At 72.1% G+C, this 25104-nt stretch carries 24 protein-coding genes and 1 pseudogene; 16 read left to right on the top strand and 9 right to left on the bottom strand.

Annotation, left to right across the window (positions count from 1 at the left end):
* Positions 1 to 149 precede the first annotated feature (149 nt).
* From pgl to tkt, 5 genes are read right to left on the bottom strand one after another with little or no spacing between them, the layout of a single operon-like run.
* Entirely contained in the window at positions 150 to 947 is a 798-nt protein-coding gene (gene pgl / locus ACL02U_RS21900) for a 6-phosphogluconolactonase (RefSeq protein ID WP_412792582.1), read from the bottom strand.
* Positions 944 to 2032 (bottom strand): glucose-6-phosphate dehydrogenase assembly protein OpcA, encoded by a 1089-nt coding sequence (gene opcA, locus ACL02U_RS21905; RefSeq protein ID WP_412792583.1) that lies wholly within the window; start codon positions 2030 to 2032, stop codon positions 944 to 946. The genes pgl and opcA overlap by 4 nt, the downstream gene beginning before the upstream one ends.
* Positions 2029 to 3552, bottom strand: a complete 1524-nt coding sequence (zwf, locus tag ACL02U_RS21910) for a glucose-6-phosphate dehydrogenase (protein WP_412792584.1) — start codon at positions 3550 to 3552, stop codon at positions 2029 to 2031. The genes opcA and zwf overlap by 4 nt, the downstream gene beginning before the upstream one ends.
* A gap of 1 nt (position 3553) precedes the next feature.
* Positions 3554 to 4672 carry a transaldolase gene (tal, locus tag ACL02U_RS21915; RefSeq protein ID WP_412792585.1) on the bottom strand — a complete coding sequence of 373 codons (1119 nt, stop codon included), beginning with the start codon at positions 4670 to 4672 and terminating at the stop codon, positions 3554 to 3556.
* A 35-nt stretch (positions 4673 to 4707) separates the two neighbouring features.
* Positions 4708 to 6816, bottom strand: coding sequence for a transketolase (tkt, locus tag ACL02U_RS21920; RefSeq protein ID WP_412792586.1), 2109 nt, complete (start codon positions 6814 to 6816; stop codon positions 4708 to 4710).
* 432 nt (positions 6817 to 7248) lie between these two features.
* Between tkt and ACL02U_RS21925 the strand changes: the two genes are divergently transcribed.
* From ACL02U_RS21925 to ACL02U_RS21935, 3 genes and pseudogenes are all read left to right on the top strand, one after another.
* On the top strand, positions 7249 to 8181 hold the full coding sequence (locus ACL02U_RS21925) for a heme o synthase (RefSeq protein WP_412792587.1): 933 nt from the start codon (positions 7249 to 7251) through the stop codon (positions 8179 to 8181).
* A gap of 84 nt (positions 8182 to 8265) precedes the next feature.
* Positions 8266 to 8598 carry a hypothetical protein gene (locus ACL02U_RS21930; protein ID WP_412792588.1) on the top strand — a complete coding sequence of 111 codons (333 nt, stop codon included), beginning with the start codon at positions 8266 to 8268 and terminating at the stop codon, positions 8596 to 8598.
* Positions 8599 to 8681: 83 nt separating this feature from the next.
* Positions 8682 to 8875 (top strand): annotated as a pseudogene (locus tag ACL02U_RS21935) (amidohydrolase); the annotation flags it as partial.
* Positions 8876 to 9095: 220 nt separating this feature from the next.
* On the opposite strand, the gene ACL02U_RS21940 reads toward ACL02U_RS21935, so the two are convergent.
* From ACL02U_RS21940 to ACL02U_RS21955, 4 genes are all read right to left on the bottom strand, one after another.
* Entirely contained in the window at positions 9096 to 10109 is a 1014-nt protein-coding gene (locus tag ACL02U_RS21940) for a COX15/CtaA family protein (protein ID WP_412792589.1), read from the bottom strand.
* 99 nt (positions 10110 to 10208) lie between these two features.
* Positions 10209 to 10925: an ABC transporter permease gene (locus ACL02U_RS21945; protein WP_412792628.1), complete on the bottom strand. Its 717-nt coding sequence runs from the start codon at positions 10923 to 10925 to the stop codon at positions 10209 to 10211.
* A gap of 50 nt (positions 10926 to 10975) precedes the next feature.
* Positions 10976 to 11899, bottom strand: a complete 924-nt coding sequence (locus ACL02U_RS21950) for an ABC transporter ATP-binding protein (RefSeq protein WP_412792590.1) — start codon at positions 11897 to 11899, stop codon at positions 10976 to 10978.
* Between the two features lie 301 nt (positions 11900 to 12200).
* A complete protein-coding gene (locus ACL02U_RS21955; protein ID WP_412792591.1) occupies positions 12201 to 13016 on the bottom strand; it encodes an aminoglycoside N(3)-acetyltransferase in 816 nt (271 codons plus the stop codon).
* A gap of 263 nt (positions 13017 to 13279) precedes the next feature.
* On the opposite strand from ACL02U_RS21955, the gene ACL02U_RS21960 reads away from it, so the two are divergent.
* The 13 genes from ACL02U_RS21960 (at position 13280) to ACL02U_RS22020 (ending at position 25032) form a co-directional block, all read left to right on the top strand.
* Complete coding sequence (locus ACL02U_RS21960) at positions 13280 to 14035, top strand: helix-turn-helix transcriptional regulator (RefSeq protein ID WP_412792592.1); 756 nt, start codon at positions 13280 to 13282, stop codon at positions 14033 to 14035.
* Entirely contained in the window at positions 14032 to 15453 is a 1422-nt protein-coding gene (gene sufB, locus ACL02U_RS21965) for a Fe-S cluster assembly protein SufB (protein ID WP_412792593.1), read from the top strand. Before ACL02U_RS21960 ends, sufB begins: the two co-directional genes overlap by 4 nt.
* Positions 15454 to 15532: 79 nt before the next feature.
* Positions 15533 to 16753 (top strand): Fe-S cluster assembly protein SufD, encoded by a 1221-nt coding sequence (gene sufD / locus ACL02U_RS21970; RefSeq protein WP_412792594.1) that lies wholly within the window; start codon positions 15533 to 15535, stop codon positions 16751 to 16753.
* Positions 16750 to 17067, top strand: a complete 318-nt coding sequence (locus tag ACL02U_RS21975) for a non-heme iron oxygenase ferredoxin subunit (protein WP_412792595.1) — start codon at positions 16750 to 16752, stop codon at positions 17065 to 17067. The genes sufD and ACL02U_RS21975 overlap by 4 nt, the downstream gene beginning before the upstream one ends.
* Before the next feature lie 7 nt (positions 17068 to 17074).
* The gene (gene sufC / locus ACL02U_RS21980) at positions 17075 to 17839 is read left to right on the top strand and encodes a Fe-S cluster assembly ATPase SufC (RefSeq protein ID WP_412792596.1); all 765 of its coding nucleotides are present in this window, start codon (positions 17075 to 17077) and stop codon (positions 17837 to 17839) included.
* The gene (locus ACL02U_RS21985) at positions 17836 to 19092 is read left to right on the top strand and encodes a cysteine desulfurase (RefSeq protein WP_412792597.1); all 1257 of its coding nucleotides are present in this window, start codon (positions 17836 to 17838) and stop codon (positions 19090 to 19092) included. Before sufC ends, ACL02U_RS21985 begins: the two co-directional genes overlap by 4 nt.
* A gap of 19 nt (positions 19093 to 19111) precedes the next feature.
* A complete protein-coding gene (sufU, locus tag ACL02U_RS21990; RefSeq protein WP_412792598.1) occupies positions 19112 to 19579 on the top strand; it encodes a Fe-S cluster assembly sulfur transfer protein SufU in 468 nt (155 codons plus the stop codon).
* Complete coding sequence (locus ACL02U_RS21995; protein ID WP_412792599.1) at positions 19576 to 19908, top strand: metal-sulfur cluster assembly factor; 333 nt, start codon at positions 19576 to 19578, stop codon at positions 19906 to 19908. Before sufU ends, ACL02U_RS21995 begins: the two co-directional genes overlap by 4 nt.
* Positions 19909 to 20067: 159 nt before the next feature.
* Positions 20068 to 20388 (top strand): DMT family transporter, encoded by a 321-nt coding sequence (locus ACL02U_RS22000; RefSeq protein WP_412792600.1) that lies wholly within the window; start codon positions 20068 to 20070, stop codon positions 20386 to 20388.
* The gene (locus ACL02U_RS22005) at positions 20388 to 20933 is read left to right on the top strand and encodes a TetR/AcrR family transcriptional regulator (RefSeq protein ID WP_412792601.1); all 546 of its coding nucleotides are present in this window, start codon (positions 20388 to 20390) and stop codon (positions 20931 to 20933) included. Before ACL02U_RS22000 ends, ACL02U_RS22005 begins: the two co-directional genes overlap by 1 nt.
* 247 nt (positions 20934 to 21180) lie before the next feature.
* Positions 21181 to 22170 (top strand): 2,3,4,5-tetrahydropyridine-2,6-dicarboxylate N-succinyltransferase, encoded by a 990-nt coding sequence (dapD, locus tag ACL02U_RS22010; RefSeq protein WP_412792602.1) that lies wholly within the window; start codon positions 21181 to 21183, stop codon positions 22168 to 22170.
* Between the two features lie 527 nt (positions 22171 to 22697).
* Positions 22698 to 23522 carry a hypothetical protein gene (locus tag ACL02U_RS22015; RefSeq protein WP_412792603.1) on the top strand — a complete coding sequence of 275 codons (825 nt, stop codon included), beginning with the start codon at positions 22698 to 22700 and terminating at the stop codon, positions 23520 to 23522.
* A gap of 175 nt (positions 23523 to 23697) precedes the next feature.
* Positions 23698 to 25032, top strand: a complete 1335-nt coding sequence (locus ACL02U_RS22020) for a ferric reductase-like transmembrane domain-containing protein (protein ID WP_412792629.1) — start codon at positions 23698 to 23700, stop codon at positions 25030 to 25032.
* The last annotated feature ends 72 nt before the right edge of the window (positions 25033 to 25104 follow it).

Below are 25104 nucleotides of genomic sequence, written 5' to 3' on the forward strand. Positions count from 1 at the left end.
CGGGCGCGGGCGCCCGGACACCGGGGGCGGGGGAGGGCGGGGCGGTCCGCCGCCACCGCCCCCGGTGTCCGGGCGTCACCGGCGACCGCCGCCCCGGGTACCGCGTCGCGCACCCGGACCGGGCCCCCGGCCACGAGGACCGGGCCGGGTCAGGACATCGCCGGCGGATACAGCGAGCGCGGCAGCCGCGAGGCCGCCGCCGCGTCCAGCAGCCACAGGGTGCGGGCGCGGCCGGTCGCCCCGGCCGCCGGCGCCTGCACCTCACCCGCGCCCGACAGGGCCATCGCCGCGGCCTTCGCCTTGTCCTCGCCCGCCGCCAGCAGCCAGACCTCTCGGGCCGAGCGGATCGCGGGAAGGGTGAGGCTGATCCGGGTCGGCGGCGGCTTCGGGGCACCGTGCACACCGACCACGGTGCGCTCGGTCTCCCGCACCGCCGGCAGCTCCGGGAACAGCGACGCCACGTGCGCGTCCGGGCCGACGCCCAGCAGTAGGACGTCGAAGGCCGGTACCCCGTCCGCCGACGCCGGCCTCATCGTCTCGGCGCCCGCGGCGCGCGCGAGTTCCCCCGCGTAGGCGGCCGCCGCAGCGTCCGCGTCCTCGCCGTGCGGCCCGTCCGAGGCGGGCATGGCGTGCACCCGTTCCGGATCGACCGGGACCGAGTCCAGCAGGGCCTCGCGCGCCTGGGTGACGTTGCGCTCCGGATCGCCCTCCGGCAGGTACCGCTCGTCACCCCACCACAGGTCCAGGCGGCCCCAGTCCACGGCGTCCCGGGCCGGCGCGGCGGCCAGCGCGGAGAGCAGCGCATTGCCGTTGCGGCCGCCCGTCAGGACCACGGACGCGAAGCCCCGGGAGGCCTGCGCGTCGACGATCCGGGTGATCAGGCGGGCCGCCGCGGCCTGCGCCATCAGCTCCTTGTCGCGGTGCACGACGAGCTGCGGAGTGCTCATTTCGCCGTCGCCCTCCTCGCCGGGGACCCGCCCGAGGCCTTCTTCGCGGCCTTCTTCGCCGGCGCCGCGGCGGGCGCCTCCGCCTCCTGCCCGTCGGGCGCCGCCGCGCCGTCCGGGTCCGCCGCCGGCCTTCCCGCGGAGCCTTCGCCACCGGTGGCACCCGTGTCCAGCCGCTCCACGCCGAAGCGCAGTGCCGAGGCGTAGGTGTCGTCCGGGTCCAGCCGGCGCAGCTCCTCCGCGATCAGCTCGGCCGTCTCGCGGCGCTTGAGCGCCACGGCGCGGTCCGGCTGGCCCTGGACGGACAGGGTGGCGAGAGTGCCGTCCGGGCGGTCCAGGGCGATCGGGCCGCAACTGGTGTCCATCCGGACCGCGGTCAGGCCCGGCCCGCCGGACACCGACCGCCGGACCGGGACGTCCAGGCGGTCCGCGAGCCACATCGCGAGCAGCTCGCAGCTCGGATTGAACTCCTCGCCCTCCACCTCGACGCCGCGCACCTCGCAGCTCACCTGGTCCAGCGCCGCCGCCAGCATCGAGCGCCACGGGGTGATGCGGGTCCACGCCAGGTCGGTGTCGCCGGGCGTGTAGGTGGCCGCCCGGGCGGCGAGCTCCCGCACCGGCTGCTCCGCCGCGTAGGTGTCCGTGACGCGGCGCTGCGCCAGCGCCCCCAGCGGGTCCTTCGCCGGGTCCAGCGGCGCGCCGACCGGCCACCACACCACGACGGGGGCGTCCGGCAGCAGCAGCGGCAGCACCACCGACTGGGCCTGGTCCACCACGTCGCCGTGCAGGCGCAGCACCACCGTCTCGCCGGTGTCCGCGTCCGCCCCGACCCGCACCTCGGCGTCCAGCCGGGAACGGGTGCGGTCGCGCGGGTTGCGGGCGTGCCGCTTGATCACGACCAGGGTGCGCGAGGGGTGCTCGTGCGAGGCGTCGCCGGCGGCCCGCAGCGCGTCGTAGGCGTTCTCCTCGTCGGTGACGACGACGAGGGTGAGCACCATGCCCACGGCCGGGGTGCCGATCGCTCGGCGGCCCTGCACCAGCGCCTTGTTGATCTTGCTGGCCGTGGTGTCCGTGAGGTCTATCTTCATGGCCGGCGCCAGCTCCGTCCGTCTCGCTGCAGCATCTCGTCCGCCTCGACGGGACCCCAGGTCCCGGCCTGGTAGCGGGCGGGCCTGCCGTTGTGGTCCCAGAACCGCTCGATCGGGTCGAGGATCTTCCAGGACAGTTCGACCTCCTCCGTGCGCGGGAAGAGGTTCGCGTCGCCGAGGAGTACGTCCAGGATGAGCCGCTCGTACGCCTCCGGGCTGGACTCGGTGAACGACTCGCCGTAGGCGAAGTCCATCGACACGTCCCGGATCTCCATCGAGGTACCCGGCACCTTCGAACCGAACCGGACCGTGACGCCCTCGTCCGGCTGGACCCGGACGACGATCGCGTTCTGGCCCAGCTCCTCCGTCGCCGTGGTGTCGAAGGGGGAGTGCGGGGCGCGCTGGAAGACCACCGCGATCTCCGTCACCCGGCGGCCGAGCCGCTTGCCGGTGCGCAGGTAGAAGGGGACTCCCGCCCAGCGGCGGTTGTCGATCCCCAGCTTGATCGCGGCATAGGTGTCGGTCTTCGACCGCGCGTCGATGCCGTCCTCCTCGAGGTAGCCGACCGCTCGGGCACCGCCCTGCCAGCCGGCCGTGTACTGCCCGCGCACGGTGCTCAGACCGAGGTCCCGGGGCAGCCGCACCGCACTGAGGACCTTCGTCTTCTCCGCCGCCAGCGCGTCCGCGTCGAAGGAGGACGGCTCCTCCATGGCGGTCAGCGCGAGCAGCTGGAGCAGGTGGTTCTGGATGACGTCGCGGGCCGCGCCGATGCCGTCGTAGTAGCCGGCCCGGCCGCCGATACCGATGTCCTCGGCCATGGTGATCTGCACGTGGTCCACGAAGGACCGGTTCCAGATCGGCTCGAACATCTGGTTGGCGAAGCGGAGCGCCAGGATGTTCTGGACGGTCTCCTTGCCGAGGTAGTGGTCGATCCGGAAGACCTGGTCGGGTGCGAAGACCTCGTGCACCACCTGGTTCAGCTCCTCCGCCGACGCCAGGTCGTGGCCGAAGGGCTTCTCGATGACCGCGCGCCGCCAGGAGCCGCCCTGCTGGTCGGCCAGCCCGTGCCGCTTCAGCTGCTGGATCACCACCGGGAAGGACCGCGGCGGCACGGACAGGTAGAAGGCGAAGTTCCCGCCGGTCCCCTGCGCCTTGTCCAGCTCCTCGATCGTGCCGCGCAGCCGCTCGAAGGCCTCGTCGTCGTCGAAGGTGCCCTGGACGAAGCGCATGCCCTGCAGGAGCTGCTGCCAGACCTCCTCCCGGAACGGGGTGCGCGCATGCGCCTTGACGGCGTCGTGGACCTCGGCCGCGAAGTCCTCGTGCTCCCACTCGCGTCGGGCGAAGCCGACCAGGGAGAAGCCCGGCGGCAGCAGCCCCCGGTTGGCGAGGTCGTACACCGCGGGCATCAACTTCTTGCGCGACAGATCGCCCGTGACACCGAAGATCACCAGACCCGACGGCCCCGCGATACGCGGGAGCCGTCGGTCCGCCGGGTCACGCAGCGGATTGCTGCTCGACAATTCAGCCCTCCGAGGGGGCGAGGCGCTGCAGCTCCGCCTCCGTCGACTTCAGCAGGTCGTTCCAGGACGCCGCGAACTTCTCGACGCCCTCGTCCTCCAGCAGCTGGACCACGTCGTCGTAGGCGATCCCGAGCTTCTCGACCGCGTCGAGGTCCGCGCGGGCCTGCTCGTAGGTCCCGCGGACGGCGTCGCCGGCGATCCCGCCGTGGTCCTCGGTGGCCAGCAGGGTGGCCTCCGGCATGGTGTTCACCGTGTTCGGCGCCACCAGGTCGGTGACGTACATGGTGTCCTGGTACGCCGGGTCCTTCACACCGGTGGAGGCCCACAGCGGGCGCTGCTTGCGGGCACCGGCGTTCTCCAGCGCGTTCCAGCGGTCCGAGGAGAAGACCTCCTCGTACGCCTGGTACGCCAGCCGCGCGTTGGCGACGGCGGCCTTGCCGCGCAGCGCCTTGGCCTCGGGCGTGCCGATGGCGTCGATCCGCTTGTCGACCTCGGTGTCCACCCGGGACACGAAGAAGGACGCCACGGAGCGGATCAGGGACAGGTCCAGTCCGCGCTCCCTGGCCTTCTCCAGGCCGGCCAGGTAGGCGTCCATGACCTTGCGGTAGCGCTCCAGCGAGAAGATCAGCGTCACGTTGACGCTGATGCCGCGGCCGATCACCTCGGTGATCGCCGGGAGCCCCGCCTCGGTGGCCGGGATCTTGATCAGGGTGTTGGGCCGGTCGACCAGCCAGGCGAGCTGCTTGGCCTCGGCGACGGTGGCCCGGGCGTTGTGCGCCAGGCGCGGGTCGACCTCGATGGAGACCCGGCCGTCCTGGCCGTCGGTGGCGTCGAAGACGGGGCGCAGGATGTCCGCCGCGTCCCGGACGTCCGAGGTGGTGATCATGCGGACGGCCTCTTCGACGGTGACCCGGCGGGCGGCGAGGTCCTCGAGCTGCTGCTCGTAGCCGTCGCCCGAGGAGATCGCCTTCTGGAAGATCGTCGGGTTGGTGGTGACGCCCACGACGTGCTGCTGGTCGATCAGCTCTGCGAGGTTGCCGGACGTGATCCGCTTGCGCGACAGGTCGTCCAGCCAGATCGCGACGCCTTCGTCGGAGAGGCGCTTGAGTGCGTCTGTCATGGAATTACATCTCCTAGATATCTGATATGTGGGCGTCAGCGCTGGGCGGTGGTGCCGGATTCCCGGGCCGCGGCCATCGATTCCCGGGCCCGGTCGGCGACGTTCTCGGCAGTGAAACCGAATTCGCGGAAGAGGACCTTGCCGTCCGCCGAAGCACCGAAGTGCTCCAGGGAAACGATGCGGCCCGCATCCCCCACGTACTTGTGCCAGGTGAGGCCGATTCCGGCCTCCACCGCGACCCGTGCCCTGACCTGCGGCGGCAGGACGCTGTCCCGGTACCCCTGGTCCTGCTCCTCGAACCACTCCACGCACGGCATGGACACCACCCGGGTGGGCACGCCCTCGGACTGCAGCCGCTCGCGCGCCTCCACCGCGACGTGCACCTCGGAGCCGGTCGCGATCAGCACGACCTGCGGCTCGCCGCCCTCGGCCTCGGCCAGGACGTATCCGCCGCGCACCGTGTCCTCGTTCGGCTCGTACGTCGGCACTCCCTGGCGGGTCAGCGCCAGCCCGTGCGGTGCGCCCTCGCCGAACTCCCTGGTCCAGCGGCGCAGCACCTCGCGCCAGGCGATCGCCGTCTCGTTGGCGTCGGCCGGGCGGACCACGTTCAGGCCCGGGATCGCGCGCAGCGAGGCCAGGTGCTCGACGGGCTGGTGGGTCGGACCGTCCTCACCGAGGCCGATGGAGTCGTGCGTCCACACGTACGTCACCGGCAGGTGCATCAGCGCCGACAGGCGGACGGCGTTGCGCATGTAGTCGGAGAACACCAGGAAGGTGCCGCCGTAGACGCGGGTGTTGCCGTGCAGCGCGATGCCGTTCATCTCCGCGGCCATGGCGTGCTCGCGGATGCCGAAGTGGATCGTCCGGCCGTACGGGTCGGCGCCCGGCAGCGGGTTGTCCGCGGGCAGGAAGGAGCTGGTCTTGTCGATCGTGGTGTTGTTGGAGCCGGCCAGGTCGGCGGAGCCGCCCCACAGTTCCGGGATCACCGCGCCGAGCACCTGGAGCACCTTGCCGGAGGCCGCACGGGTGGCCAGGGCCTTGCCCGACTCGAAGACCGGGAGCTTCTCCTCCCAGCCGGCGGGCAGTTCGCCCGCGTTGATCCGGTCGAAGTCGGCGGCGCGCTGCGGGTTCTCGTCCCGCCACACCTGGAGGGCCTTCTCCCACTCGGCCCGCGCCTGGGCGCCGCGCTCACGGGCGGTGCGGGTGTGGGCGATCACCTCGTCGGAGACCTCGAAGGCCTGCTCCGGGTCGAAGCCGAGGACGCGCTTGGTGGCCGCGACCTCGTCCTCGCCCAGTGCGGAGCCGTGCGCGGCCTCGGTGTTCTGCGCGTTCGGGGCCGGCCAGGCGATGATCGAGCGCATCGCGATGAAGGACGGCCGGTCGGTGACCTTCTTCGCCTCCTCGATCGCGTTGTAGATCGCGTGCGGGTCGAGGTCGCCGTCCGGCTGCGGGGCGACCCGCTGCACGTGCCAGCCGTAGGCCTCGTAGCGCTTGACGGTGTCCTCGGAGACCGCCGTCTCGGTGTCGCCCTCGATCGAGATGTGGTTGTCGTCCCACAGCAGGACCAGGTTGCCCAGCTTCTGGTGGCCGGCCAGCGAGGACGCCTCCGCGGAGATGCCCTCCTGGAGGCAGCCGTCACCGGCGACGCAGTACACGAAGTGGTCGAAGGGGGACTCACCGGTCGGCGCGTCCGGGTCGAACAGGCCGCGCTCGTAGCGGGCGGCCATCGCCATGCCGACGGCGTTGGCGACGCCCTGGCCCAGCGGGCCGGTCGTGGTCTCCACGCCCTTGGTGTGACCGTACTCGGGGTGGCCGGGGGTCTTCGAGCCCCAGGTCCGGAAGGCCTTCAGGTCGTCCAGCTCCAGGCCGAAGCCGGCCAGGTAGAGCTGGGTGTAGAGGGTCAGGGACGAGTGGCCGGCGGACAGTACGAAACGGTCCCGCCCGACCCAGTCGGGGTCGGCCGGGTCGTGCCGCATCACCTTCTGGAAGAGGGTGTACGCGGCCGGGGCCAGGCTCATCGCCGTACCCGGATGGCCGTTGCCGACCTTCTGTACGGCGTCGGCGGCAAGGACACGCGCGGTGTCCACCGCGCGCTGGTCCAGCTCGGTCCACTCGAGGTCTGTGGTGGTCGGCTTGGTGCTCACCCTGATTCAGGGCTCCTCTCCACATGTCGGATACCGGTGTTCCGGGCGCGCGCCCACCGGCCGCCGACGGGCTGGACGCCCACCGGCCGCAGTCGAGCCTACCCTCGTAAGGACGTGCGTTTTCCGCGTGATTACAGACTGCCGGGCCCTGCGGCCATTCGCCTCCCGACCGGGCCGTTCTCCCTTTGAGCACATGAATACGGAGGCGCTCATCTGACCGCTCAATCGAGTGGTGGTACGCCCGAACGGAAGCCCCCCGGCGAACACGAGCCGACCCCCGCGAAGGGCGGGGTATGGGCAACGTCTAGAGTGGCGTGGTACGTGCGGGCCCCACCACATCTCGACCGGAACGGGGCCCGCTGGGATGTCTCTGTAGGGGTGTGCGTGACGGCCGTTGAATCCCGTCCGGCGGATGGGGGCACCGCCCATGCCATGAGGGCGACGGGGGATGTCGGGACCAGCCCTGGCCCGGCCCGGCAGTCGTTCGGGGCGCGGCTCAAGGCGTTCGTGGCGCTGACCAAGCCGCGGATCATCGAGCTGCTGCTGATCACCACCGTCCCGGTGATGTTCCTCGCCCAGCAGGGCGTGCCCGACCTGGGGCTGGTGCTGCTCACCTGCCTCGGCGGCTACCTCTCCGCGGGTGGCGCCAACGCGCTGAACATGTACATCGACCGGGACATCGACGCGCTGATGGACCGCACCTCGCAGCGTCCGCTGGTCACCGGCGTGGTCAGCCCGCGCGAGTGCCTCGCCTTCGGCATCGGGCTCGCCGCGGTGTCGACGCTGCTGTTCGGACTGACCGTCAACTGGCTGTCGGCCTGGCTCTCCCTCGGCGCGCTCCTCTTCTACGTCGTCGTCTACACGATGATCCTCAAGCGCCGCACCTCGCAGAACATCGTGTGGGGCGGCATCGCCGGCTGCATGCCGGTGCTCATCGGCTGGTCCTCGGTGACCGACTCCCTCTCCTGGGCGCCGGTCGTGCTCTTCCTGGTGATGTTCTTCTGGACGCCGCCGCACTACTGGCCGCTGTCCATGAAGGTGCGCGAGGACTACGCCCGGGTGGGCGTGCCGATGCTGCCGGTGATCGCCTCCAACAAGGTCGTCGCCCGGCAGATCGTGGTCTACAGCTGGGTCATGGTCGCCGTCTCCCTGCTGCTCACCCCGCTCGGCTACACCGGCTGGTTCTACACCGCGATCGCGCTGGCGGCCGGCGGCTGGTGGCTCTGGGAGGCGCACGCCCTGCAGAACCGCGCCAGGTCCGAGGCGACCGGAGCGAAGCTCAAGGAGATGCGGCTGTTCCACTGGTCCATCACCTATGTGTCGCTGCTGTTCGTGGCCGTGGCGGTGGACCCCTTCCTGCGCTGACGCACATCGCTGACGCACGTTGCCGACGCACATCACAGGGCCCTGCCCTCGCCAGTGGATCTACCGGTGAGTAGCATCCTGGTCATGGCAGACACACAGCAGGCCGACGCGAAGGCCGAGCGCAGGGCGGCCCGGCTCGCCCGGCAGATCAGCAGCTTCTCGCAGGCGCACGGCGGGGCCGAGGGCCAGGTCGCCTACATCGGCGAGCGCGGCGCCCGGATCGTACTCGTCGGCGAGGACGGCACCTGGGGCGACCTGTTCGCCACCTCCTACGAGCTGGCCGAGAAGGCCGTCGAGAAGTCCGGGATCACCGTCCACGAGGCCTTCGACGGCGAACTCGCGGCAAAGGTGAGGACCGGTCCCTACGAGTGGACCCGCATGGCCGGGATCCAGCTCGGCGGTCCGAGCAACACCTGAGGACGGGTTCACCCGTCGGGACCGGTGAGCAGCGCACGGTCCAGCCGCGGCGAGCCCGGAGATGGACACACCGTCCGCCGTGGCACGCCGGCCTCGCGGAACCGGGTGGCGCACGGAGCGCACCGACCCGGCGCTGCTGACCGGGTTCGCCCGCGCCACGGCCGGCCTGGGCGCCGACCTGGTGCTCCTGCACGGCCACCCGTACCACCGGCACGCCGCCCACCTCGCGGCGGCCTTCCCGCACGTCTGCGCCGACGCCGCCCTGGCGGCCCGACGCCGCCCCGGCGACCCGACGCCGGCGCCGCCCCGGCGACCGGGGCCCGGCATCCGCGCTGCGGCCCGCCGTCCGCGCTGAGCGCTGCGGCCCGCCCTCCGTGCTGAGCGGCGCGGCGCGCCGTCCGCGTCGGGTGTCCGCGCCCTGCGGCCCGAGCCGCGCGACGGCGGTTCGGCGTCCGCGTGGTGCCGTCGGGCGGTGTCGGCGTCCGGCGGGCGCCGACTCACACGGCGGCGTCGACCACGGGTTCCGCCGCCGGTCCCGGCAGGTCCGCTTTCGCGGTCCGCGGGCGCTCGCGCAGCGACAGCAGCACCCGCAGCACCCAGATCCACATCAGTGCGGAGCCGAGCATGTGCAGGCCCACCAGGGCCTCGGGAAGGTGGGTGAAGTACTGGACGTACCCGATCACGCCCTGGGCCAGCAGCACCAGGAACAGCTCCCGCGTGCGGTCCAGCGGAGCCTTGGGCGCGTCGACCGCCTTCAGCACGAACCACAGCGCGAAGGTCAGCGTCACCACGATCCAGGCCAGCACCGCGTGCAGCTTGGCGACGGTCTCCCAGTCGACGGGGATGCGGGTCACCTCGCTGGAGTCGCCCGCGTGCGGGCCCGCGCCGGTGACCACCGTGCCGACCAGGACCAGCAGCGCGGCCGCCGCGACCAGGAACCACACCAGCTGCACCACCGCCTTGCCGACCAGCGGCCGGGGCGCCGCGTCGCCCTCTCCCGCGCGCTGCCACATCACCACGGCGACCGTGATCAGTGCGGTGGTCGCGACGAAGTGCGCCGCGACCGTGTACGGGTTGAGCCCGACCAGGACGACGATGCCGCCGAGGATCGCGTTGCTCATCACGACCCAGAACTGGGCCCAGCCGAGCCGGGTCAGGCCTCGGCGCCACGGCTCGGCCGCACGCGCGGCGACGATCGCCCAGCCGACCGCCGCGCACAGGACGTAGGTCAGCAGCCGGTTACCGAACTCGATGGCGCCGTGGTAGCCCATCGCGCCGGTCGCGGCGAGCGAGTCCGCCGTGCACTTCGGCCAGGTGGGGCAGCCCAGGCCCGAGCCGGTCAGGCGCACGGCGCCGCCGGTGGCGACGATCACCACCGCCATGACGACGGCGGACAGGGCCGCCCGCCGGACGGTCCGCGGGGCGGGCGTCCAGCGCGTGGCGATGAAGTCGAGCGGGTTGCGCGCGGCCGCGAGGGCGTCGGCGCGGGTCAGCTTTGGCACGCGCACCATCGTATGCGCCCGTTTGTGCACGCTTTCACGAGGGGGCCGTGTGCGTCTGCTCACCACGGCCCGCGCAGCCCGCCGGGCGTCCCGGTCCCGGCCGCCTGCTCACTCCCAGCGGAAGAACCGGCCCGCGGCCGCCAGACCCGCCGCCGCCCACACGGCCAGGATCCCCAGGTCGCCCCAGGGCATGCCGGCGCCGTGCTGCAGCACGTCCCGCAGCCCGTCCGACAGGGCGGAGACCGGCAGCAGCCCCAGCACGTGCTGGGCGCCCGACGGGAAGCGGTCCAGCGGCACGATCACGCCTCCGCCCACCAGCAGCAGCAGGAAGACCAGATTGGCCGCGGCCAGCGTCGCCTCGGCCTTCAGCGTGCCGGCCATCAGCAGCCCGAGCCCGGAGAAGGCCGCCGTACCGGCGAGCAGGAGCAGCAGCACCGGGAGCACCCCGCCGTGCGGCGACCAGCCCAGCGCGAGGGCGATCACCGTCAGCAGCAGCACCTGGAGCACCTCGGTGACCAGCACGGACGCCGTCTTGGCGGTCATCAGCCCCCAGCGGGGCAGCGGCGAGGAGGCGAGCCGCTTCAGTACGCCGTAGCGCCGCTCGAAACCGGTGGCGATGGCCTGCCCGGTGAACGCCGTGGACATCACGGCCAGGGCCAGGATGCCCGGCGCCAGGAAGTCCACCGACTTCCCCGCACCGGTGTCGACGATGTCGATCGAGCTGAACAGCACCAGCAGCAGCGTGGGGATGATCACCGTGAGCAGCAGCTGCTCCCCGTTGCGCAGCAGCATCCGCGTCTCCAGGGCGGCCTGCGCGGCGATCATGCGGGGCAGCGGGGCCGCCCCCGGCCTCGGGGTGTGGGTGCCGTTGGCGGTCACGAGCGCAGCTCCTTGCCGGTGAGCTCCAGGAAGACGTCCTCGAGGGTGTGCCGCTCGACGGAGATCCGGTCCGGCAGCACGCCGTGCTGCGCGCACCAGGAGGTGACCGTGGCGAGCAGCTGCGGGTCGACCTCGCCGGTCACCCGGTACGAGCCGGGCGTCAGCTCGGCGGCCGAGGAGCCCGGTGGCAGGGCCTTGAGCAGCGAACCCACGTCCAGTCCCGGGCGGCCGCCGAACCGCAGGGTGTTCTCGGCGCCGCCGCGGCACAGCCGCTCCGGGGAGCCCTGGGCGACGACCCGGCCGGCGTCGATGATGGCGACGTCGTCGGCGAGCTGCTCGGCCTCGTCCATGGAGTGGGTGGTGAGGATCACGGACACCCCGTCGGCGCGCAGGTCGCGCACCAGGTCCCAGGTGGCGCGGCGGGCCTGCGGGTCGAGTCCGGCGGACGGCTCGTCCAGGAACACCAGCTCCGGCCGCCCGACGACCGCCATCGCCAGCGCGAGCCGCTGCTGCTGGCCGCCGGACAGCCGGCGGTAGCCGGTGCGCCCGCAGGACCCGAGGCCGAGCCGTTCGATCAGCGCGTCCACGTCCAGCGGGTGCGCGTGCAGACGTGCCATGTGCCGCAGCATCTCCTCGGCGCGCGCCCCCGAGTAGACGCCGCCGGACTGGAGCATCACGCCGATCCGCGGCCGCAGCTCGGCCGACTGCGCGACCGGGTCGAGGCCCAGTACGCGCACCGTGCCGGAGTCCGGCCGCCGGTACCCCTCGCAGGTCTCGACCGTGGTCGTCTTGCCGGCACCGTTGGGGCCCAGGACGGCGGTCACGCCCGCCCGGGCCACCAGGTCGAGGCCGTCCACCGCGGTCTTGGTGCCGTACCGCTTCACCAGGGACTGCACCTGGACGACGGACTCACTTCGCATGGGGTCAGAGTCTAAGGAGGCCCCGGGGCGGCCGGGCGGCCGGGTGCGCACGCCGCCCCCGCGCCCGTCCGGTGCCTGTCCCTGCGCCGGTCCGGTGCCCGTCCCCGCGCCGGTCCGGTGCCCGTCCGGCACCTGTCCGTCGGCCCACGCCCGGGCGGGGCGGCGGGACGCACGGCGAGGCGGACGGCGGGACGCCGGAGCGGGCGCGCGACGTGCGGGAAGCGGGTGCGGGAGCGGAGCGGGCCGTCGGTACGGGGGCGGGCGCGTCGTGGGCCCGGGGCGGGTGCGGGAGCGGCCCGGATCAGGCGAGCGGGTGGGGGAGCGCCTCCCTGCGCGGGCGGTGCGCCGCGAGCCACCGCTCGGCATAGGCCACCGCGTCGGCCACCGGGAACAGCCGCGCCTCGGCCGCGCCCACCGGGCCGCGGACGACGGGACGCTCCCGTTCGAAGTCGCGCCCCAGTTCGTCGAAGCGGTCGGAGGTGACGGAGACCTCCACCGGCGCCTCCCAGCCGCCGCCGGGCGCGGGGCGGCCGACCGCGACGAGGGGCGCCGGGATCCGGTACTCGGCGAGGTGGAAGCTGGTGCAGCTGTCGTAGCCGACCCCGAGCAGCAGTACCCGGGCGCCCAGCGCCTCCAGCCGTGCGAGCGGGCTGCGCTCGCCGAGCCGGCAGTCCTGGGCGTGCCCCTCGGTGATCCTCGGCGCAAGCGGGCCGACGGCGGCGAACGACGTCTGCGGGTGGGCGCTGCGCAGCGCGCCCGGCCAGGTGCGCACGGTCTCGGGGACCACGCCGACCCCGCGGGCGGGCGTGGTCCGGGGATCGTAGGCGGGCATGGTGGCGCGGATCGTCTCCCACCACTGCTCGGGCACGGGCGGACTGCTCCACAGCGCCGGGTCGGAGAGGTCCGCGGACTGGGTGGGGACGACCAGCGTCCCCTGCGCGCCGAGCGCGTCCAGCAGTCCCTGGACGACCGCGACGGCGCCGCCGTTCACCCATCCGAGGGAGCTGAGCGAGGAGTGCACGAGGAGGGTCTCGCCGGTCCGGACGCCCAGTCGCCGCAGTTCGGCGGCGAGGGTGCCGCGGGTGACGAGCGGGCCGGTCGGAGCGGGTACGGGCATGATCGGCAGTCTTCCCGAGCGCTGCGGGCGGCGCCAGCGGATTCCCGGCCGCGTCCGCCCGCCCGCGCGGGCCGCCGGCCCGCCGCGCCCGCGCCCGGGCATCCGCCCGGTCGCCGCGGCCGACCGGACCCACCGATCGATCAAAGATCGTTTCCGCAGGTCAGATGCGATGTCGGCTTAGGTATGCCTAAGTGACGCAGGGCACCGCGCCCCGGTCGGGGTGCCGCTTGTCACGCTTCCGGGAATTACGCAACAATGGCGTTGTGAAAAACGTCGGCGAGGCTCGGGAGACCCCCGCGGGGGCCCCGCAGGAGGAGCTCGCGACCGGGGAGCGCTCCACGCGCAACCGGGTCGCGCGGTCCATCCTGGACCACGGCCCGTCCACGGCCGCCGTGCTCGCCGGCCGCCTGGGCCTCACCCAGGCCGCCGTGCGCCGGCACCTGGACGCGCTGGTCGCCGACGACGTCGTGGAGGCCCGGGAGCAGCGGGTGTACGGCACCCGGACCCGCGGCCGGCCCGCGAAGGTGTTCGCCCTCACGGACTGCGGCCGCGACGCCTTCGACCAGTCGTACGACAAGCTGGCCGCGGACGCGCTGCGCTGGATCGCCGAGCGCGAGGGCGGCGAGGAGGCGGTCGCCGCCTTCGCCCGCGCCCGGATCGCCGCGCAGGCCGGCGCCTACCGCAAGGCGGTCGAGGGCGCCTCCCGCGAGGAGCGCGCCGAAGCCCTGGCCAAGGCCCTGAGCGCCGACGGGTACGCTGCTACCGCGCGGAGCGCACCCCTCCCGCAGCGGGGCGAGCAGTTGTGCCAGCACCACTGCCCGGTCGCCCACGTCGCGGAGCAGTTCCCCCAGCTGTGCGAGGCGGAGACGGAGTTCTTCGCCGAACTGCTGGGTACTCACGTCCAGCGGCTGGCGACCATCGCCCACGGCGACGGCGTCTGCACCACGTTCATCCCCCAGAACACCCCCACGCATTCCACTGACGCATCTGCAAGCACGGCCGGGAGGAACCCCGCATGACTCTCCCCACGGAGACCGCCCACCCCGAACTGGAGGGCCTGGGCAAGTACGAGTACGGCTGGGCCGACTCCGACGAGGCCGGTGCCTCGGCGCGGCGTGGTCTGAACGACGAGGTCGTCCGGGACATCTCGACGAAGAAGTCCGAGCCGGAGTGGATGGCCAAGCTGCGTCTGAAGGGCCTGAAGCTCTTCGAGAAGAAGCCCATGCCGAACTGGGGCTCGGACCTGTCGGGCATCGACTTCGACAACATCAAGTACTTCGTGCGCTCGACGGAGAAGCAGGCGGAGTCCTGGGAGGACCTGCCCGAGGACATCAAGAACACCTACGACAAGCTCGGCATCCCGGAGGCGGAGAAGCAGCGCCTGGTCGCCGGCGTCGCCGCGCAGTACGAGTCGGAGGTCGTCTACCACCAGATCCGCGAGGACCTGGAGGAGCAGGGCGTCGTCTTCCTCGACACCGACACCGCCCTGAAGGAGCACCCGGAGCTCTTCAAGGAGTACTTCGGCACGGTCATCCCCGCCGGCGACAACAAGTTCGCCGCACTGAACACGGCCGTGTGGTCCGGCGGCTCCTTCATCTACGTCCCGCCGGGCGTCCACGTCGAGATCCCGCTCCAGGCCTACTTCCGCATCAACACGGAGAACATGGGCCAGTTCGAGCGGACCCTGATCATCGTCGACGAGGGTGCCTACGTGCACTACGTCGAGGGCTGCACCGCCCCGATCTACAAGTCGGACTCGCTGCACAGCGCCGTCGTCGAGATCATCGTCAAGAAGAACGCCCGCTGCCGCTACACGACCATCCAGAACTGGTCGAACAACGTCTACAACCTGGTCACCAAGCGCGCCGTGGCGTACGAGGGCGCGACCATGGAGTGGGTCGACGGCAACATCGGCTCCAAGGTGACGATGAAGTACCCGGCCGTGTACCTGATGGGCGAGCACGCCAAGGGCGAGACGCTGTCCATCGCGTTCGCCGGCGAGGGCCAGCACCAGGACGCGGGCGCCAAGATGGTCCACATGGCCCCGCACACCTCCTCCAACATCGTCTCCAAGTCGGTGGCGCGCGCCGGCGGCCGCACCTCCTACCGCGGGCTGATCGAGATCGGCGAGGGCGCCGCCGGATCGAAGTCGAACGTGCTCTGCGACGCGCTGCTGGTCGACACGATCTCGCGTTCGGACACCTACCCCTACGTGGACGTCCGCGAGGACGACGTGTCCATGGGCCACGAGGCCACCGTCTCCAAGGTCTCCGAGGACCAGCTCTTCTACCTGATGAGCCGCGGCCTGAGCGAGGACGAGGCGATGGCGATGATCGTGCGAGGCTTCGTCGAGCCGATCGCCAAGGAGCTGCCCATGGAGTACGCGCTGGAGCTCAACCGGCTGATCGAGCTGCAGATGGAGGGCGCGGTCGGTTAGTCCCCGGCCCGGGCCGGGGACACTCCGGCCCGCTGCCCCGTCACGTCACTGACCTGAGAAAGCGAGCAACACGACAGCCATGGCCGAGGCCCAGAACTCCCCCACCCCAGGATCCGCTCGGGCGGGGGGACCCCCACCCGTGGGATCCACCACCGCGGGCTCGATCGCGGTCGCCGCGGAGTCGACCGTCGTCTCGCGCATGAGCGCGCCCCCGTCCTTCGACGTGACGGACTTCCCGGTCCCGCACGGCCGTGAGGAGGAGTGGCGGTTCACCCCGCTGGAGCGGCTGCGCGGCCTGCACGACGGCACCGCCGAGGCGACCGGCGACGGCGTCCGGGTCGACGTCCGGGCCCCCGAGGGCGTCACCGTCGAGGCCGTCGGCCGCGACGACGCGCGGCTCGGCCGCGCGGGCACCCCGGTGGACCGCGTCGCCGCGCAGGCCTACTCCGCCTTCGAGAAGGCCTCGGTCGTGACCGTGCCGAAGGAGACCGTCCTCACCGAGCCGATCCGCATCGCGGTGCACGGCGAGGGCGGCACCGCCTTCGGCCACCAGGTGATCGAGCTGGGCGCCTTCGCGGAGGCCGTCGTCGTCATCGACCACACCGGCGACGCGGTCCTCGCCGCCAACGTCGACTACCTCCTCGGCGACGGCGCCAAGCTGACCGTCGTCTCCGTCCAGGACTGGGACGACAAGGCCGTCCACATCGGCCAGCACAACGCCCTGGTCGGCCGGGACGCCTCCTTCAAGTCCGTGGTCGTCACCTTCGGCGGCGACGTGGTGCGCCTCCACCCGCGCGTGGAGTACGCCGGCCCCGGCGGCGAGGCCGCCCTGTTCGGCCTGTACTTCACCGACGCCGGCCAGCACCAGGAGCACCGCCTGCTGGTCACCCACAACACCCCGCACTGCTCGTCGAACGTCGTCTACAAGGGCGCGCTCCAGGGCGACGACGCACACGCGGTGTGGATCGGCGACGTGCTCATCGAGGCGGCGGCCGAGGGCACCGACACCTACGAGATGAACCGCAACCTGGTGCTGACCGACGGCGCCCGGGTCGACTCCGTCCCCAACCTGGAGATCGAGACCGGCGAGATCGTCGGCGCCGGCCACGCCTCCGCCACCGGCCGCTTCGACGACGAGCAGCTCTTCTACCTCATGGCCCGCGGCATCCCCGAGCAGGAGGCCCGCCGGCTCGTGGTCCGCGGCTTCTTCGCCGAGCTGGTCCAGCAGATCGGCGTCGCGGACATCGAGGAGCGGCTGCTCGCCAAGATCGAGGAGGAGCTGGAGGCATCGGTCGCATGACCTTCGTTCGAGTCTGCAACCTGAGCGAGCTGGAGGAGGACACCCCGAAGCGGGTGGAACTCGACGGCACGCCCCTGTCCCTCGTGCGGACCGAGGGCGAGGTCTTCGCGATCAACGACATCTGCTCGCACGCGAACGTCTCCCTCTCCGAGGGCGAGGTCGACGACTGCCACATCGAGTGCTGGCTGCACGGCTCGCGCTTCGACCTGCGCTCCGGCAAGCCCGACAGCCTTCCGGCGACCCGCCCCGTCCCCGTATACCCCGTACAGATCGAAGGGGACGACGTGCTCGTCTCCCTCACCCAGGAGTCCTGAGGCACCCATGGCAACGCTTGAAATCCGAGACCTGCACGTCACCGTCGAGGCCGACAACGCCACGAAGGAGATCCTCAAGGGCGTCGACCTCACCGTGAAGCAGGGCGAGACGCACGCCATCATGGGCCCCAACGGCTCCGGCAAGTCGACCCTCGCCTACTCCCTCGCGGGTCACCCCAAGTACACGATCACCGGCGGCACCGTCACCCTGGACGGCGAGGACGTCCTGGAGATGTCCGTCGACGAGCGCGCCCGCGCCGGCCTGTTCCTGGCCATGCAGTACCCGGTCGAGGTCCCCGGCGTCTCGGTCTCCAACTTCCTGCGCACCTCCGCGACCGCCGTCCGCGGCGAGGCCCCCAAGCTGCGCACCTGGGTGAAGGAGGTCAAGGAGGCCATGGAGCGCCTCAACATGGACCCGTCCTTCGCCGAGCGCAACGTCAACGAGGGCTTCTCCGGCGGTGAGAAGAAGCGCCACGAGATCCTCCAGCTGGAGCTGCTCAAGCCGCGCATCGCGGTCCTCGACGAGACGGACTCGGGCCTCGACGTGGACGCGCTGCGGGTCGTCTCCGAGGGCGTCAACCGGGTCCGCGAGAGCGGTCAGGTCGGCACCCTGCTGATCACCCACTACACGCGCATCCTGCGCTACATCAAGCCCGACCACGTGCACGTGTTCGCCGGCGGCCGGATCGTCGAGTCCGGCGGTCCCGAACTCGCCGACAAGCTGGAGAACGAGGGCTACGAGGCCTACACGAAGGGAGGCGCATCCGCGTGACACAGCTGCCGGGTCTCCTCGACGCCGAGGCGCTCCGCAAGGACTTCCCCATCCTGGACCGCACGGTCCACGACGGGAAGAAGCTCGTGTACCTGGACAACGCGGCGACCTCGCAGACGCCGCGCCAGGTCCTCGACGTGATCGCCGAGTACTACGAGCAGCACAACGCCAACGTCCACCGGGGCGTGCACGTGCTCGCCGAGGAGGCCACGGCGCTGTACGAGGGCGCGCGCGACAAGGTGGCGGAGTTCATCAACGCGCCGAGCCGCGACGAGGTGATCTTCACCAAGAACGCCTCCGAGTCGCTCAACCTCGTGGCGAACATGCTGGGCTGGGCCGACGAGCCCTACCGGGTGGACGCCGACACCGAGATCGTCATCACGGAGATGGAGCACCACTCCAACATCGTGCCCTGGCAGCTGCTCGCGCAGCGCACCGGCGCGAAGCTGAGGTGGTTCGGCCTGACCGACGACGGCCGCCTGGACCTGTCGAACATCGACGAGGTCATCACCGAGAAGACGAAGATCGTCTCCTTCGTGCTCGTCTCCAACATCCTGGGCACGTACAACCCGGTCGAGGCGATCGTCCGCCGCGCCCAGGAGGTCGGCGCCCTGGTCTGCATCGACGCCTCCCAGGCCGCGCCGCACATGCCGATGGACGTGCAGGCCCTCCAGGCCGACTTCGTCGCCTTCACCGGGCACAAGATGTGCGGCCCGACCGGCATCGGCGTGCTGTGGGGCCGCCAGGAGCTGCTGGAGGACCTGCCTCCGTTCCTCGGCGGCGGCGAGATGATCGAGACGGTCTCGATGCACTCCTCCACGTACGCGCCCGCCCCGCACAAGTTCGAGGCGGGCACCCCGCCGATCGCGCAGGCGGTCGGCCTCGGCGCGGCGATCGACTACCTGCAGTCGGTCGGCATGGACCGGATCCTCGCCCACGAGCACGCGCTCACCGAGTACGCGGTGCAGCGCCTCGCCCAGGTCCCCGATCTCCGGATCATCGGCCCGGCGTCGGCCGAGGACCGGGGGGCCGCGATCTCCTTCGTGCTCGGCGACATCCACCCGCACGACGTGGGCCAGGTCCTCGACGAGCAGGGCATCGCGGTCCGGGTCGGCCACCACTGCGCCCGCCCGGTCTGCCTGCGCTACGGAATTCCCGCGACCACGCGGGCGTCGTTCTATCTGTACTCCACGCCGGCGGAGATCGACGCGCTCGTCGACGGCCTGGAGCACGTACGGAACTTCTTCGGCTGAGGGATGGGCGAACGACCGCATGAAGCTGGACTCCATGTACCAGGAAGTCATCCTGGACCACTACAAGAACCCGCACGGGCGTGGTCTGAGGGACGGCGACGCCGAGGTGCACCACGTCAACCCGACGTGCGGTGACGAGATCACGCTCCGCGTGAAGTACGACGGCACGACCATCCAGGACGTCTCCTACGAGGGCCAGGGCTGCTCCATCAGCCAGGCCAGCGCCTCGGTGCTGAACGACCTCCTGGTCGGCAAGGACCTCGCCGAGGCGCAGCGGATCCAGGAGACCTTCCTGGAGCTGATGCAGTCCAAGGGGCGGCTCGAGCCCGACGACGCGATGGAGCAGATCCTGGACGACGCGGTCGCCTTCGCGGGCGTGTCCAAGTACCCGGCCCGGGTCAAGTGCGCGCTGCTGAGCTGGATGGCGTGGAAGGACGCGACGGCCAAGGCCATGGGCGAAGCCGACGCCGAAAGGAAGACGGCATGACCGACACCGTTGAGATGAAGCCCGCCTCGGAGGAGGAACTCCGTGAGGCGCTGATGGACGTCGTCGACCCCGAGCTGGGCATCGACGTCGTCAACCTGGGCCTGATCTACGGCATCCATGTCGACGACGCCAACGTGGCGACCGTCGACATGACCCTGACGTCCGCGGCCTGCCCGCTCACCGACGTCATCGAGGACCAGGCCAAGTCGGCCACCGACGGCCTCGTCAGCGAGCTGCGCATCAACTGGGTGTGGATGCCGCCGTGGGGCCCGGACAAGATCACCGACGACGGCCGCGAGCAGTTGCGGGCGCTCGGCTTCAACGTCTGATCCCTGCGCGCCCGTCCGGGCGCCACGAACGGCGAGGTCCTGCGGGACCTCGCCGTTCGGCGTTGCCGGGGGCGGTGTCCGGGGGTACCGATGCCGGCGGTGCGATGCCGGCGGCATCGGTGTGTACACCCGTACGCATCGTTGTGTACGCTCGTACGCATGGGATACCTGTCGCTCGTGGGAGCCATCGCCGCCGAAGTGGCCGCCACCACCGCCATGAAGTACAGCGATGGCTTCAGCAGACCCGCCCCCGCCCTGCTCACCGCCCTCGGCTACCTGGTCTCCTTCGCCCTGCTCGCACACACCCTGAAGACCGTCTCGATCGGCACCGCGTACGCCATCTGGTCGGGCGCGGGCACCGCGGCCATCGCCCTGCTCGGGCTGGTGCTGTTCGGGGAGGGACTCGGCCCCGCCAAGATCGCCGGAATGCTGCTGATCGTGGCCGGAGTGGTGGTCCTCAACATGGGAGGCGCGCACTGATGGCCCGCCGCTACGACCCCGAGCGCCGGCAGCGGATCATCGACGCGGCGATCCGGGTGGTGGGCGCCAAAGGCCTCGCCGGGCTGAGCCACCGCTCCGCCGCAGCCGAGGCGGACGTCCCGCTCGGCTCCACGACGTACCACTTCGCCACCCTCGACGAGCTGATGGTGGCCGCCCTGCGCCAGGCCAACGAGGGCTTCGCCAAGGCCGTCGCCACGAGCGGCGGACTCGACGACCCGCGCACCGACCTGGCCGCCGCCCTCGCCGCCCTGACGGGGGAGTGGCTCGCCGGCGACCGCACCGGCGTGGAACTGGAGTACGAGCTGTACCTGGCCGCCCTGCGCCGACCCGCGCTGCGCCCGGTGGCCGCGGAGTGGGCCGCCGACCTCGCCGAACTGCTCTCCCGCCGCACCGACCCGGTCACGGCGCGGGCGCTGGTGGCGCTCATGGACGGGATCTGCCTCCAGGTGCTCCTCACGGACACGCCGTACGACGAGGCCTACGCCCGCGAGGTGCTCGCCCGGGTCATCGGCCCGCCCGACTGAGGCGACCGGCGCGGCCCGCCACGGAGAGCAGACGGCCGCCCCGAAGCGGGGGATCCGGAGGCCCCGGTGAGGGAGAGGCGCGGATTCGGGCAGCGCGAGCCGGCGGCCAGGGGAGCGCGAGCCGGCGCCCGTCGCGCCCGGGCGCGGAGGCCGCCCCCGCTCTCTCTCCCGCCTTCTCTCCGCCCGCCACCTGAGACGAGGCCGTGCTGGTTCGCCTCCCCGCCCTCCGGCCGGTTAGGTTGCCCTCATGACCGACACGACTGCTCCCCGCACCACCGGCGCCGTGGCCGCCGGCCTCGCCACCGTCGCCGCCGACGGCACCGTCCTGGACACCTGGTTCCCCGCCCCCGAGACGGTCGACCAGCCCGGCCCGGCCGGCACCGAGCGCCTGTCCGCCGAACGAGCCGTGGAGCTGCTCGGCGAGGGCGCCGCCGAGGCGGTCCGCACGGACGAGGTGCGCGGCGTCGAGATCGTCGCGGTCCGCACGGTCATCTCCTCGCTGGACGACAAGCCGCTCGACACCCACGACGCCTACCTGCGCCTGCACCTGCTCTCGCACCGCCTGGTCCGGCCCAACGAGCAGAACCTGGACGGCGTCTTCGGCCTGCTCGCCAACGTCGCCTGGACCTCCCAGGGCCCGGTCGCGGTGGACACGCTGGAGGCGGTCCGCCTGCGGGCCCGCGCCCGCGGACTGCACCTCTCCGTCACCGGTGTGGACAAGTTCCCGCGGATGACCGACTACGTGGCCCCGGCGGGCGTGCGCGTCGCCGACGCCGACCGGGTCCGCCTCGGCGCCCACCTGGCCGCCGGCACCACCGTCATGCACGAGGGCTTCGTCAACTTCAACGCCGGCACCCTGGGCACCTCCATGGTCGAGGGCCGCATCTCCCAGGGCGTCGTCGTCGGCGACGGTTCCGACATCGGCGGCGGCGCCTCCACCATGGGCACCCTCTCCGGCGGCGGCAAGGAGCGGGTCCGCATCGGCGAGCGCTCCCTGGTCGGCGCCGAGGCGGGCGTCGGTATCGCCCTGGGCGACGACTGCGTGGTCGAGGCCGGCCTCTACCTCACCGCCGGGACCAAGGTCACCATGCCCGACGGCCAGATCGTCAAGGCCCGCGAACTCTCCGGCGCCGACAACGTCCTCTTCCGCCGCAACTCGGTGACCGGCTCCGTCCAGGCCGTCCCGAACAACGCCGAGTGGGGCGGCCTGAACGACGTCCTGCACAGCCACAACTGACCCCCGGCGGCCGCGGACCCGCGGCTGCCACGCCGACCCACGTCCTGCTGCCGACGAAACGTCGGCAGCCGACGGCGGCGGCCGTCACCGAGCGCCCTCCCGCGGCCCGAGCACCCCCCGGGAGGGCGTTCGTGTGCGAGCACCGCGCGCGGTCGAAACGCCAGACGGTCAAGCGGAACGGGAGAACCCGCCGAACGAGGAAGCCCCGGAGCCGTAACGTGCGGCATACGCTGCCTGTCTGAGCGCAGAGGAGGCGAAGCGGTCACCGATACCACGGAGGGTTTCCGTCAGCGGGAAGAGGATCTCGGGCCCCGGCTTCTCGACCTTCCGGTACGGCGGTCCGGACGATTACTGAGCTGAACGTGAGTGGGCGATGGTGGGACGGTTCACCTGACAGCGTCTGGTCGAGCGCGGTGGCCCCGGGGCGGTGGGGACGCATAGGGCGGCGGGCTGACCTGCGCCGGGAGGACCGCGCGTGAGCGGTCCGGGCACCGGCACCCACCCGACAGAGGCGATACCGTACCGCCGTGTGCATCTCAACAGGTGAGGCCGAGTTCTCCGGCACGATTGCGTACTGCGGTCGACAGCACCACCCCGAGCACGGCCTCATCCACGTCCTGGGCTACCAGAACACCGCCGCCAACCTGACGGCCGGCCCGAACGCCATGCTGCTGCACCTGCCCACCAGGCAGCTCACGCCCCGTCACTTCCTCGCGGCCGGACGCACCGGAGACGTCCTGCACCGCATGGTCACCGCCGTCGAATCCGTCAACGCGGCAGCCGACGGCATCGCGTTCATGGGTGCGGAAACCCAGCCCGTCCAGGTCTTCGACCACGACATCTACACGGTGCTGCTGGCCGCCGACCCCACCGCGGTCCCCGCAGCGCTGCGGCAGGTGCCGCCGCACCGGCGCCCCGATGTCGACCCGGACCTCCTGCGCTTCTACGCGGACCACTTCCCCGACCACACCATCGCCGTGTGCTGCTTCGACAACGCCGACGCGCAACGTGCCAAGCCCCTGCTGCTCTGGTACCGGCCCCTCGACCCCGACCGGCTGACCGTGCCGGCCCTGGACAGCCACACCGGAGCGGCCCCGGACCTCGGTGCCGCCGTGCCCGTGGACCACTGGGTCCTGCTCTCCACCGACCAGGCCCCCTCCGGCTGGGGCGCACCCGTCGACCACCCCCGGGACATGCGCCACCGGCTTCGTTCCTTCCTCCCCGGCCGCATCGTGGGCCGGCACTACGGCCGCGGGCAGACCCTGCCCAACGGAGACTTCACCATCCACCACGACGACCTGCTCGCCGGCGACCTCGACCGCGTCGAGCGCCGGCAGCCGAACCGCCGCTGAGGGTCCGTACGCCCGGAGGCCGCACGCGGTCGGGTCCGTGTCTGAACGGATCGGGCGCGCGCCGCGTATGGGTATGCGATCGGGGTGTGCGACCGGACGGGTCACCCGATCTTCACGGGGTTCGTGCACGAGGGCCGCTGCGCAGCGGCCACGGGGGATGTGAGGAAACATGGCGATGTCAAGCGGCACCGTGCGCAGAGCGGCGGTGCTTCCGGTGGATGCGGCGCGCCGGGCGATGTGGATGTTCGTCATCGGCAACGCGGTGATCGTGGAGGCGCTGTTCCTCAGCGCCGGTTCGGACAAGAACGGGGTGCTCACGACCGCCAGGTTCTTCGGGGTGCACGCGGCCCTGCTGATGCTGTTCCAACTGCTGCTGGTGGCCCGGCTGCCCTGGCTGGACCGCCGCATCGGGATGGACCGGCTCACGGTGTGGCACCGCTGGGTCGGCTTCCTGCTGCTGTGGACGGTCCTCACCCATGCCACGCTGGTGGTGGCCGGTTTCGCGGCGCTCGACGGTACGTCCATGGCGAGGACGTTCACCGCGCTGAGCGGGGTGCCGGCCTCCCTGCTGGGCATGCTCGCCGCGGGCATCGTCGTCGTGGTCGCCGCGGTCTCCGTCCGGCCGCTGCGGCGGCGACTGCCGTACGAGGTCTGGCACGGCCTGCACCTGCTGCTCTACGTGGCCCTCGGCCTGTCGTTCGTCCACGAGTTGCAGGAGACCACCACCTTCGCGTCCTCCGCGTTCGCCACGGCCTACTGGTGGATCCTGTGGCTGTTCGCCTTCGGTGCCCTGCTGTTCGGGCGGGTCGCCGTGCCGCTGTGGCGCAACGCCTACCACCGGTTCCGCGTCGCGGCCGTGGTACCGGAGTCGGACGACGTGGTCTCCGTCCATGTCACCGGCCGGCACCTGGACAGACTCCCGGCCAGGGCGGGCCAGTTCTGCATCTGGCGGTTCCCCGGGCACAACCACTGGTGGCTGGCCAACCCCTTCTCCCTGTCCGCGGCGCCGAACGGACAAGGGCTGCGCCTCACCGCGAAGGCGGCCGGCAGCACCAGTGCCGGCCTGCGGAACCTCCCGGTCGGCAGCCGGGCTTTCGTCGAGGGACCGTACGGGGCGTTCACCTCGCTGCACCGGACCCGGCCCGGCACCCTGCTGATCGCCGGCGGAGTGGGGATCACGCCCGTACGGGCCATGCTGGAGGAGCAGACGACCGGTGACGTCGTCGTGCTGTACCGGGTGCGCGGCGAGGCCGACGCCGTGCTGCTGGACGAGGTGCGCCGACTGGTCGCGCTGCGGGGCGGACGGCTGCACCTGCTCACCGGCCGGACCGCGGAGAGCGGCACCCCGCCGTTCGCCCCGGACAACCTGCAGCGGCTGGTTCCCGACATCACCGGACGCGACGTCTACGTCTGCGGCCCGCCCGCCATGACCGGCGCCGTGCTCGCCGGCCTGCGGGACCTGCGCGTCCCCGCGCGGCAGGTGCACGCCGAGAAGTTCGGACTGGCCTGACCCGGGCGGGCGCCGTCCGCCCGGGCGGGTCGGCAGGGTGAACGGCGCCGTACGGGACTCGGTCGCGGTCCC

Origin of the sequence: Streptomyces sp. MS06, from assembly GCF_047200655.1 — a bacterium.
Lineage (GTDB): Bacteria > Actinomycetota > Actinomycetes > Streptomycetales > Streptomycetaceae > Streptomyces.

What these genes read in the sequence shown, in the direction of transcription:
- pgl (WP_412792582.1), bottom strand. Translation starts at nt 947, where the DNA reads ATGAGCACTCCGCAGCTCGTCGTGCACCGCGACAAGGAGCTGATGGCG.
- opcA (WP_412792583.1), bottom strand. Translation starts at nt 2,032, where the DNA reads ATGAAGATAGACCTCACGGACACCACGGCCAGCAAGATCAACAAGGCG.
- tal (WP_412792585.1), bottom strand. Translation starts at nt 4,672, where the DNA reads ATGACAGACGCACTCAAGCGCCTCTCCGACGAAGGCGTCGCGATCTGG.
- ACL02U_RS21925 (WP_412792587.1), top strand. Translation starts at nt 7,249, where the DNA reads ATGAGGGCGACGGGGGATGTCGGGACCAGCCCTGGCCCGGCCCGGCAG.
- ACL02U_RS21930 (WP_412792588.1), top strand. Translation starts at nt 8,266, where the DNA reads ATGGCAGACACACAGCAGGCCGACGCGAAGGCCGAGCGCAGGGCGGCC.
- ACL02U_RS21940 (WP_412792589.1), bottom strand. Translation starts at nt 10,109, where the DNA reads ATGGTGCGCGTGCCAAAGCTGACCCGCGCCGACGCCCTCGCGGCCGCG.
- ACL02U_RS21945 (WP_412792628.1), bottom strand. Translation starts at nt 10,925, where the DNA reads ATGATCGCCGCGCAGGCCGCCCTGGAGACGCGGATGCTGCTGCGCAAC.
- ACL02U_RS21950 (WP_412792590.1), bottom strand. Translation starts at nt 11,899, where the DNA reads ATGCGAAGTGAGTCCGTCGTCCAGGTGCAGTCCCTGGTGAAGCGGTAC.
- ACL02U_RS21955 (WP_412792591.1), bottom strand. Translation starts at nt 13,016, where the DNA reads ATGCCCGTACCCGCTCCGACCGGCCCGCTCGTCACCCGCGGCACCCTC.
- sufB (WP_412792593.1), top strand. Translation starts at nt 14,032, where the DNA reads ATGACTCTCCCCACGGAGACCGCCCACCCCGAACTGGAGGGCCTGGGC.
- sufD (WP_412792594.1), top strand. Translation starts at nt 15,533, where the DNA reads ATGGCCGAGGCCCAGAACTCCCCCACCCCAGGATCCGCTCGGGCGGGG.
- ACL02U_RS21975 (WP_412792595.1), top strand. Translation starts at nt 16,750, where the DNA reads ATGACCTTCGTTCGAGTCTGCAACCTGAGCGAGCTGGAGGAGGACACC.
- sufC (WP_412792596.1), top strand. Translation starts at nt 17,075, where the DNA reads ATGGCAACGCTTGAAATCCGAGACCTGCACGTCACCGTCGAGGCCGAC.
- sufU (WP_412792598.1), top strand. Translation starts at nt 19,112, where the DNA reads ATGAAGCTGGACTCCATGTACCAGGAAGTCATCCTGGACCACTACAAG.
- ACL02U_RS21995 (WP_412792599.1), top strand. Translation starts at nt 19,576, where the DNA reads ATGACCGACACCGTTGAGATGAAGCCCGCCTCGGAGGAGGAACTCCGT.
- ACL02U_RS22000 (WP_412792600.1), top strand. Translation starts at nt 20,068, where the DNA reads ATGGGATACCTGTCGCTCGTGGGAGCCATCGCCGCCGAAGTGGCCGCC.
- ACL02U_RS22005 (WP_412792601.1), top strand. Translation starts at nt 20,388, where the DNA reads ATGGCCCGCCGCTACGACCCCGAGCGCCGGCAGCGGATCATCGACGCG.
- dapD (WP_412792602.1), top strand. Translation starts at nt 21,181, where the DNA reads ATGACCGACACGACTGCTCCCCGCACCACCGGCGCCGTGGCCGCCGGC.
- ACL02U_RS22020 (WP_412792629.1), top strand. Translation starts at nt 23,698, where the DNA reads ATGTCAAGCGGCACCGTGCGCAGAGCGGCGGTGCTTCCGGTGGATGCG.